This is a genomic window from Pedobacter suwonensis (assembly GCF_900111825.1).
Taxonomy (GTDB): Bacteria; Bacteroidota; Bacteroidia; order Sphingobacteriales; family Sphingobacteriaceae; genus Pedobacter; species Pedobacter suwonensis.
Genome location: NZ_FOJM01000018.1, coordinates 64,671 through 73,004, shown reverse-complemented (window position 1 = coordinate 73,004; position 8,334 = coordinate 64,671). Strand labels below are relative to the sequence as shown.

General features: G+C 41.5%; 9 protein-coding genes. 4 read left to right on the top strand and 5 right to left on the bottom strand.

Annotated elements, in window-relative coordinates:
* Positions 1-156: 156 nt before the first annotated feature.
* The 3 genes from BM107_RS20715 to BM107_RS20705 form a co-directional block, all read right to left on the bottom strand.
* Positions 157-468 carry a hypothetical protein gene (locus BM107_RS20715; protein WP_090986910.1) on the bottom strand — a complete coding sequence of 104 codons (312 nt, stop codon included), beginning with the start codon at positions 466-468 and terminating at the stop codon, positions 157-159.
* A gap of 84 nt (positions 469-552) precedes the next feature.
* Positions 553-993 (bottom strand): Hsp20/alpha crystallin family protein, encoded by a 441-nt coding sequence (locus BM107_RS20710; protein ID WP_090986907.1) that lies wholly within the window; start codon positions 991-993, stop codon positions 553-555.
* 275 nt (positions 994-1,268) lie between these two features.
* A complete protein-coding gene (locus BM107_RS20705; protein WP_090986905.1) occupies positions 1,269-3,458 on the bottom strand; it encodes a hypothetical protein in 2,190 nt (729 codons plus the stop codon).
* A 482-nt stretch (positions 3,459-3,940) separates the two neighbouring features.
* Here BM107_RS20705 and BM107_RS20700 point away from each other — a divergent pair, with 482 nt between their 5' ends.
* Genes BM107_RS20700 through BM107_RS20690 form a run of 3 tightly spaced genes read left to right on the top strand, consistent with a single transcriptional unit; the run spans position 3,941 to position 6,805 of the window.
* The gene (locus BM107_RS20700; RefSeq protein WP_090986903.1) at positions 3,941-4,795 is read left to right on the top strand and encodes a COG1470 family protein; all 855 of its coding nucleotides are present in this window, start codon (positions 3,941-3,943) and stop codon (positions 4,793-4,795) included.
* A 38-nt stretch (positions 4,796-4,833) separates the two neighbouring features.
* The gene (locus BM107_RS20695) at positions 4,834-5,805 is read left to right on the top strand and encodes an ABC transporter ATP-binding protein (RefSeq protein ID WP_090986901.1); all 972 of its coding nucleotides are present in this window, start codon (positions 4,834-4,836) and stop codon (positions 5,803-5,805) included.
* Positions 5,792-6,805, top strand: coding sequence for an ABC transporter permease (locus BM107_RS20690; protein ID WP_090986899.1), 1,014 nt, complete (start codon positions 5,792-5,794; stop codon positions 6,803-6,805). Before BM107_RS20695 ends, BM107_RS20690 begins: the two co-directional genes overlap by 14 nt.
* A 259-nt stretch (positions 6,806-7,064) precedes the next feature.
* Here BM107_RS20690 and BM107_RS20685 read toward each other — a convergent pair whose 3' ends face one another.
* Positions 7,065-7,625 carry a hypothetical protein gene (locus tag BM107_RS20685; protein WP_134203841.1) on the bottom strand — a complete coding sequence of 187 codons (561 nt, stop codon included), beginning with the start codon at positions 7,623-7,625 and terminating at the stop codon, positions 7,065-7,067.
* A 42-nt stretch (positions 7,626-7,667) separates the two neighbouring features.
* On the bottom strand, positions 7,668-7,937 hold the full coding sequence (locus BM107_RS20680) for a hypothetical protein (RefSeq protein WP_134203840.1): 270 nt from the start codon (positions 7,935-7,937) through the stop codon (positions 7,668-7,670).
* 132 nt (positions 7,938-8,069) lie between these two features.
* On the opposite strand from BM107_RS20680, the gene BM107_RS24795 reads away from it, so the two are divergent.
* Entirely contained in the window at positions 8,070-8,291 is a 222-nt protein-coding gene (locus BM107_RS24795; RefSeq protein WP_159435291.1) for a hypothetical protein, read from the top strand.
* Positions 8,292-8,334: the final 43 nt, after the last annotated feature.

Here is an 8,334-nt window from a genome sequence, read left to right as displayed (position 1 = left end):
ATCGATAGATTTCTAGCGACTAACTTCTAACACTGGAAGACTCAACGTAAAAATCGTCATCTCGACCGAAGCAAAGCGAAGTGGAGAGATCTATCACGCAGGAAAGACCCTGATACGGGTTCAGCGTAAGTAAAATTTAAGTTCCCCGTTGCAGACTCAACCCGTATTCCCATCAATATTCCCATTCTCCAGATGAGCGATGCGGAATATCTCCTTTGAAATAATGGCAATGTTTTCTTTTAGTTCATCCAGGTTACAATTTTTAGTGCCAATAAGAATGGGCAGTTCCATTATTTCTTCCATAAATTCTATTTTTAATGAACATCCCGGCGCATCTTCTGCGCTACCCTTTAGCTGGGAGAAAATCTCAGTGGCTTCTTTTTTGTCTCTGCCAAGAGAAAACTGGCCATAGGTAATTTTTCCGGCCGGGCCCTGAAGGCTGATGTTAATCGTAAAACGGGTTTCCATCGCTAAATTTTTGGTGTTTTTTTAAATGGACAAAAAGAAGACATCATCAAATAAAAAGTGCCGCTAAATGCGGCACCTGGGAAATTATTGTATTTCGATCTGTCTTGAGACTGCCTTTGCTTCTTCCTTTTTTGGAATGTTGAGATGGAGTATACCATCTGTATAAGCGGCCTGAATCCGTTCAACATCAGCGCTATCCGGAAGGGTAAATGCTCTGGTAAATGCAGCATAACTATATTCCCTTCTGTTATAGGTTTTACCGTCATTATTGTTTTCGGTATGCTTTGCGGTAGATATGGTTAGCATATCCTTCTCAATAGATACTTTGAAATCGTCTTTCTTTAAGCCTGGAGCAGCCAGTTCAATGTGGTACTCTTCATTCGTTTCAGAAATGTTAACTGCTGGTACGCTGCTTAAGCGACGATCTGTAAAGAAAGTATCACCTAATACGGATTCGAAGATGTCATTAAAGCCTGGCAATAATGAACTGTTCTTTTTTTCTGGATTGAATTTAACCAATGTCATAGTTTTTTCTCCTTTTAATGTTTTAATAATAAATGGACTATAAATCAATTAATTTATCAATTTAACCTTTGTTTAAGGTTACAATTCATGTTAATCAAGTGCTGTGCCAAGGCCATTCTGACCGATCTGACCGCATTTTTTCTGAAAAATTTTCATAAAAAATGAAAATTTTTCAGTGCCATAGCTGAAAATTTTTCAGTTTTGAAACCTGGTTTTATAGCTGCCGGCGTATAAGAATTTAAGGCGCCCTGGCTGTTATAAATGAATAGACTTTGCTAGCCGATCCTTTTCCAGGAAATAGTAATCCGCTCATCAGCGGCTACGAAGTATTCTAAATCCTCCATTTTATTTTTTACGGTCGCGGGTTTTCCCGGAACGATGGTAAATCTCAGCTTCGGATTTACTTCGCCCGTAATCCTCAACCTTGCCATAGTGCTGTGGTGGCCCTGCAATGAAAAGGTAATTTTACCTTTACTTTTTCTGATGCCATGCATCGGCGCGTCGCAGAATATCAAAAAAGATTCATCTTCAATCCTGATGTATTGACGGGGCAATATACCGAAAGCATTACCCGCTCCATATACTTCCTGCCCAACAGTGCCGTTCTGCTCCGTTCCGTCGTGCAAATCTTCCAGCGCAATCCAAAGATTCCGGTCTACTTCCCCCATTTTTACTTCATCAGAGAGCATTTCAGCAGGAAGCATCGGTGGGTAATAGTAAGCAGCCCTGTTAATCAAAAACCGGATGTATTCAGCACATAATAATCTCACACTTTCAGGTATTTCAACACCATGCGCATGGTTGAGGTAATCATGAAAGGCACAAAAAACTTCCTGTTCTTCATAAACTGCCGTGTAAGGAGCATCCGTAAGCGGAAAGAGGGCAAAAAAGGTTGGAAAGTGTTTTCCAAATCCATAATTACATTCCCATAACTGCACATTCTGGAAAATTGAAGCGAGACAAATGTAACTGAGTTCGAGATATTTTTGTTTTTTTGTTATCTTATAAAGTCTTAATAATGCGCCTGCAGAGAATGCGGTATTATTTGCCTGGTACATGAGTTTAAACCCGATTTTAGTCAGCTTATTTGCAGCCCGCTCTGCTTCCAGAAGGTATTTTTTGTTTCCGGTAAGCTCATAGGCTTGCAGCATCACGTGTGCGTAAAGCCCCGGAACATCCTTTTCTCCACCCTCACCAGGTTTTGTTTCGGCCTTAATAATTTCAAGCGTATCCATTTTGTAAAATACAGGCCAATCATAACGGAATTTTTTTGCAACCTTAATCACGAAACCCAGTGAATCAAGGAATAAGCTTTCTGCAACCTTATCACCCTTGATGGCCAATCTGGAGAGGTTAAGCATAGGATGATGAAGATACCATGAGTCCATAACCATAGGCATTTTTTGTTCTTCATCTCCTTTCAGCTTTGATTCAGCCGCAGGGTGCCAACGTAGCAGGGTCTTCAGTTTCTGATCATAAAACGACGGAAGGCCTTCCTTTATCGTTTTTATTACTTCAAGGCTTTTGCCACTCCACTCTACATAATCTACCAATGGTAAAAGAACAGCAAGCTGGACCATTATTTCGGGCGGGGTTTCATAATCACTTACATAAGCATTGAAATAACGGTGGCCATCAAGTTGTGACCAGCATCCCGGGCTTTCGATCAGGTCTTTCATCCCTTTATCCAGTATTTCCGGCCAGTTTTGATAACTTGTTTCTGGTTTTTCAAATCGGGTATAAATGGAAGCAAGCATATCCAGGTAATCCCTGCTGATATTATCTGTACTCTTTTTATATTCTTTAAAGCACACCAATGCATCGCTGAGCTGTATTTCTGTTCCTTTTGCAAGCTCCCGGATAGGTGAGGGTGGAAGTGCAAGCCCGATTTCTGGTACGTCACCGCCAACTACCTCCCTGAGAGAAGTTCCCGTTTGCTCTGCATACGGAGATAAACTGCTGAGGTTCTGGAAATATAACATTCTTAAAGAACGTTCAGGGAAGTCCATGTAAAGAAGTCCTGTCCGGTTGCCCACCTGACTATGCCTGATCTCACCCATATCCTTTTCAGGGCATAAAAGATCGCCAATGGTAAGAATGTCTCTTGGCCAGAACGGGACAGTTATCGCCTGGTTAAGTGTTAATGAACTGCTGTATTTCAATATCGGGAATTCAGCATCCTCAAACGAAATATCGATTTTAAAATCTCCTATTGCCGATGATGCCGTAAAATGAATTTTGTTTGTTGATTTTCTGATTTTCAGGTTTTCCAGATTTCCGCCGGGAGAAAAGCAGGTACGAAAAAATATTGGCTCATAATTTTTCTTTTTAAGCTTTACCCATAACGAATCTCCTGTATCAATTATGGTAAAGCTAAATTTTTGAATGGTAATTTGGTCATGTTCAGTATGCTTGTCCCTGAAACTGTCCAGGGCATTAATGGCCCAGGGAGATATGCCTTTCATAGATTTAAGGTTAATGTTTGTAATCCCGAATGCGATAGCTTAGTTTGTCGTCATCCTGATCCGAAAAATAAATGGCGTTAGTATAACATTCACGCATATACAAAGAATTTAAAAATTCAAGGTATTTCCACTTCTCCGGGTCAATATCAGGTAAAACAAGATGAGTAAGTCAATGGTTTTAACCTCCGGAATACGATTTCCGTTTAACAGGCCTCAAATCCCCGCTTCCGCCAATCAGCCTTGAACGCGATAACTGAACCGATAAAGGTTTAATAAAATATTAGTTTATAGAGTTCGCTAAACTGCTCAGTCGGCTCAGCCGATGATCCTGATGCCGCATGTGCTGAACGGGCATAGTCAATTGTTAAAAAATGTTAAAATATTTTGAAAAAAAATCAACTTTTTTTTGTTTTGGAGCCCTAATCAGATAACAAAATCAGAAAACATTTTTTAAAGCAATTATTAATATTTTGGTTTAGATTATGTCAGTACAACTACTATTCGATCCCTTGCGAAAGGGCTTATTTCGCACACTCTTATTATTAACATTTTTTGCCGCAACGAAAACCGTTGATGCGCAAACCCAGGATCCCCAGAAAGCAGCGTCCGGTTTTTCTGCCAAGCTCGTCAACATTGAATCTGCTGTTAATGAGCCGTTTCGCTTTTCGGCCTCGCTACACAACGGAACAGCTACTCCACAGGTTTATGAACTCAGGTCGGAATTGCCTGCAGGATGGCAGATTAGCTATCGTGTAGAGGGTAGCCAGGTTACTTCTGTGAATTTAGCGGGAGGCCAAACCCGCGAGATAGCCATCGAAATTACTGCACCAGCAAATGCCGCCGCCCGGAAGTATATCATTCCCATCAAGGCCGCATCATCTTCGCTAACCTTGCCGTTACAACTGGAAGCTGTTGTGAAGGGGTCTTATGGTGCCAGCCTAAGTACGCCGAGCGGAAGACTAAGTGAGGAGCTTACTGCCGGTTCTCATAAGGATATTGAACTTGAATTACAGAATACAGGCACCTTGCCGCTATCCTCATTAAGTATCTCTTCTCAACTGCCCACCGGATGGGAAGCAACTTTTTCTCCAAGCCAGATTGAAAAGCTGGATGGTGGTAAGAAGGTAACGATTAAAGTAACGTTAAAAGTACCGGATAAAACAATTGCCGGCGACTATAGTGCCACTTTTACGCTTGGAGGGAATAATGCCAATGCGCAGGCCGCCTTTAGGATCTTTGTTAAAACCTCTGTACTGTCTGGCTGGATTGGAATACTCATCATCGTAGTGGCAGTTGCAGCAGTATATGTGCTCATCCGTAAATACGGTCGCCGGTAACCACTTTTTCGAGAACCTTAAAACCTTCAACCAGAAAGATGGAAGCCATCATAGATTTAAAGAACCTATGCAAAAGTTATGGTTCTTATGTTGCCGTTGATCAGCTTAACCTGAAGATTCCGCATGGCGAAATATTTGGCTTACTGGGCCCAAACGGTGCAGGTAAGACCACCAGTATACTCATGATGCTTGGCCTGACGGAGCCAGATAGCGGTTCGGCCATTATTTGCGGTCATAACGCCACAAGAGATCCGATTAAAGTTAAACGGGTGGTAGGTTATATGCCTGATAATCTGGGATTTTACCCTCAGCTAACAGGGCTTGAAAACCTGGTGTTTATGGCAAGGCTTAATGGACTGGCCGAAACGGGAATAAAGGAAAATGCCCGCAAAATTTTGGAATTGGTGGGGCTGAAAGCTGCTTCAGATAAGCCTGCTTCCAGTTATTCACGTGGTATGAAACAACGGTTGGGCCTGGCCGAAGTACTGATCAAAAAACCGAAACTGATCATTTTGGACGAGCCTACTTTAGGCCTGGACCCCAGTGGGGTAAAAGAATTTCTTGAACTGATCAAATCTCTTCAGCGGGAACAAGGTCTGACGGTGTTGCTTTCGTCGCACCATCTTCACCATGTTCAGCAGGTTTGTGATAGGGTAGGTATATTCGTGGATGGAAAGTTGCTTGCTACCGGCGATTTACCCACACTTTCCCACCAGCTCTTTGGAAACACAGGAGTAGAAACCAGCATTCATTTAACCGAAGAACTGGCGGATCCTGCAATATTGAAAGCTGAATTCAGCACTTTTCCGGAAATTAATGGATTGATCGTTAATGATAGGATCCTGCAATTTAATACCACTCAGGATATCACCCCAAAAATTGTTCGAAGGCTGGTTGAACTGGGTGCAAATATCCAGGCCATAAGCCACAAACAATATGGACTGGATGAGATCTACGCGAAATATTTTGAAAAAAATACAAATTTAACCCCAAAGCATGAAAGCGCTTAGCGAAAGCCATTATTGGGCAACAAACAAAAAAAAATCAAAGGAAACTGACCAGCTCAGTCCCTTTAAAGTGCTGGTAAGAAAAGAAGTTTCAGATCACGTGCACAGCTGGCGTTTTATCCTGCTGCTTGCCTTGGTGTTGCTCACCTTCTTTGCCTCTCTGTATATTTCCATGTCCAACATTCGGGCATCATTTAGTAATGTCAATGATCCTGACCATGCATTTTTATACCTTAAACTGCTCAGTGCAACTGACGGATCTATGCCGCCTTTTCATATCCTGATGAGTTTTTTAGCACCACTGCTTGGCATCACGATGGGCTTTGATGCCATTAATTCGGAACAGAACAGCGGCTCCTTAACCAGGTTGTTGGCACAGCCTGTATACCGCGACAATATCCTTCTTGCGAAATTCTACAGCGCAATGCTGATCATCGCCACATTATTTATTTCCCTTACATTGCTGATGATTGGTGGAGGACTTTTCTTTACCGGGGTAAGGATTGAGTCTCAGGAGTTCCTGAGAATTATTGGTTTTTCCGTACTAACAATTGTTTATGTAGGCTTTTATTTAAGCCTGTCTATCATGCTATCGGTTGCTTTTCGCCATGCGTCTACCTCAGCCTTAACCGCACTGGGGATCTGGTTGTTTTTTACCGTATTTTACCCGATTCTGGTTAATCTGGCAATCAGGGCTTTTTTGCCTGATGCAGCTTATTTAACGCAAGGCGAAAAATTGGCCTATAATGAATTGATTATGGATATTATGCGTGTTGCGCCCGGCCAGTTGTATAGTGATGGTGCAACCACCATGCTGATGCCATCCATCAGGAGCCTTGGGCCAATGAGTATGGAACAGCTTTCTGGTGCTATTCCTTCGCCGCTTCCTTTACGGGAGAGCCTGATCATTGTGTGGCCACAACTTACCGGACTTTTGGCAGGTAGCATTGCTTTTTTTGCCCTTTCCTATTATCTTTTCATGCGTAGAGAGATCAGGAGTTAATTTTAGGGTTAGTACGCTTTTATGGCATATTAATTAGAAATCGACTTTGCTGCAGCCAGATAAAGATAAAGGGTGTCTTTTACAGAAAAGAAAGGCAAACCCATTTAAACCGGTTGTTTAATTATCAGATCAGCTCCAGACCTGTATAAATTAACGTATCCTGAACAGAAGTGTATGGCGTTTCAAAGCAGGGGCTTCGACGTTGTTCCAGGGTGTTTCAATACGTCCGAAGCCCTTGCGTGGCCATATGAACCTTAAATCAACATGACAAGGTACGTTCAAAATAGATGATATGGTCATCCAAGATACCTTGGTAAGGATTTCCTTCAGCGTGGAAACCATTGGCTATCAGAAATCGCTGACTGCTGGGTGTTGCTGTGGTAGAAAAGATAATGCCCTGGTGATTACTGATTTTTTGGAGTAACATCCGTTTTAATGTACTACTGATTCCTTTATTGCGGACCTCTTCGATGGTGAATGAATAACCCATTTCTAAAAAGGGTTTTTCTGTTACTGGAGTAATCCCTGCTTTTTTATGTACCTCCTGAAGATAAGACAGGCCAGGCCGTTTAATGGCCGAAATGCCAGCCAATTTTTTACCATGATAGCAAAATGCGAGAAACGCCGCGTTAAAGATTTTTGCAGGTAAATCAATGGTCGAAACCTTATTCCCCATTTTTAGCAGTAAATAGAAGTGATGGAGCTGAAGCATCGTACAATCGCAGGGCCTTTTGATTTCAAAATGGCAATTGCTGAGAAAATTCAGCTGATCGTACTGGTATTGGTGAAATACCAGGTCAGTAGATATATTTTGGTCCATCAGATAAAGTTAGGTTAAGATAAGTTTGTCGCTTAAAACGGATTATTTTTTTCCAATGCTTAACGATGTACGTAAAGGGCCTGGTAAGGCAAGCATTTCACATACTTTATCGTTCCAATCGATCAGCGCATCTTCCGGCGAGGTGCCGAGACCAGAAACATCGTGTTCTCCTTCAAAAGATAATACGGCATAAAAACAATCACCATCCTGATATACGGAGGGCCTAAACTGCATTACAAAGGTGGGTAACTTGTATCTGTTATAATCAAAATCGACCAGTTTACCTGGGATATTTCGAACCTGCTGTTTCATAACCTGGTATTTTACTAAAACATTAATGTTTACCGGTTTTTGATGGTAAACAAGCATATAGGTAAATTAAGTAAGCAATGTTGCCTTAAGGTTATCAGGTTATTTTTTGTTTGTTAAATGTTGGCAGGAGTAATGATCAGAAAAGATAAATTTTCTGCTGCATTAATCTTTTCGGCATCTGTACAGTCGAATGTAGTTAATATGGCACTAACAATGAATCTTGGAAAGAAAAAATCAGATGCATCAGATAAAACCGGCGAAGAACCGGAAAAAAATAACTTTCCTGTATCCATGATAATTTTTATCCTTGTACTTAGCGCCCTGCTAATGACCCTGGTCTTATTTAAAGTTTAATATAAATGTTGATTGGAATAGATAACTGAGTCTCTATTAAGAT